The sequence below is a fragment of the Mesorhizobium sp. M7A.F.Ca.CA.004.04.2.1 genome, assembly GCF_004022825.1.
Taxonomy (GTDB): domain Bacteria; phylum Pseudomonadota; class Alphaproteobacteria; order Rhizobiales; family Rhizobiaceae; genus Mesorhizobium.
The window spans coordinates 1-654 of the sequence record NZ_RZPH01001649.1; the positions used below are offsets into that span (position 1 = coordinate 1).

Consider the following 654-nt stretch of genomic DNA (forward strand, 5'->3'; position numbering starts at 1 on the left):
CGTCGATACCGTCGAAGCCGACTTCGGTGTCGATGACGGGTGCGACCTGTCCCGCCGCCATTTTCTGCATGGCGTTGGCCATGTTTTCCATGCGGCAGCCAAACGAGCCAAGCAGTTTCAATTGCTGCTGGAACAGCTGCATCAGATTGATCTGCGTCGACACGCCGGAAGTCGAACCGCAGGTCACCAGGCGGCCGCCGCGCTTCAGGCACAGCATCGAGGCGGCAAAAGTGTCGGCGCCGACATGTTCGAAGACGACATCGACGCCCTTCTTCTTGGTCAGCTTGCGCACGACGCCCTCGAAACGGTCGTCGCGGTAGTTGATGACATGGTCGGCGCCGAGCGCCTTGGCCTTGTCGATCTTGTCGTTGGAGCCGACCGTGGTGATGATGGTGCAGCCCATCCGCTTGGCCAGCTGGATGGCCGCAGAGCCGATGCCGGATCCGCCGGCATGGATAAGGATCGTCTCGCCGGGCTGTAGCCTGGCGTTGTCGAACAGCATGTGCTCGACCGTGCCGAAGGTGACGGGCGCGACCGCCGCGCCGATGTCGGTCACGCCGGGCGGGGCGGGGACCAGCAGGCGAGCCGGCAGGTTGATCTTCTCTTGCGCGAAACCGTCGAGATGGAAACCGGGCACACCCGAAACATGTTCAC

At 63.3% G+C, this 654-nt stretch carries 1 protein-coding gene; it reads right to left on the reverse strand.

Features of this window, described 5'->3' with window-relative positions:
- Positions 1-654, reverse strand: a 654-nt coding sequence (locus tag EN893_RS36730) for a zinc-binding dehydrogenase (protein WP_164901533.1), incomplete at both ends; no start/stop codon positions are given.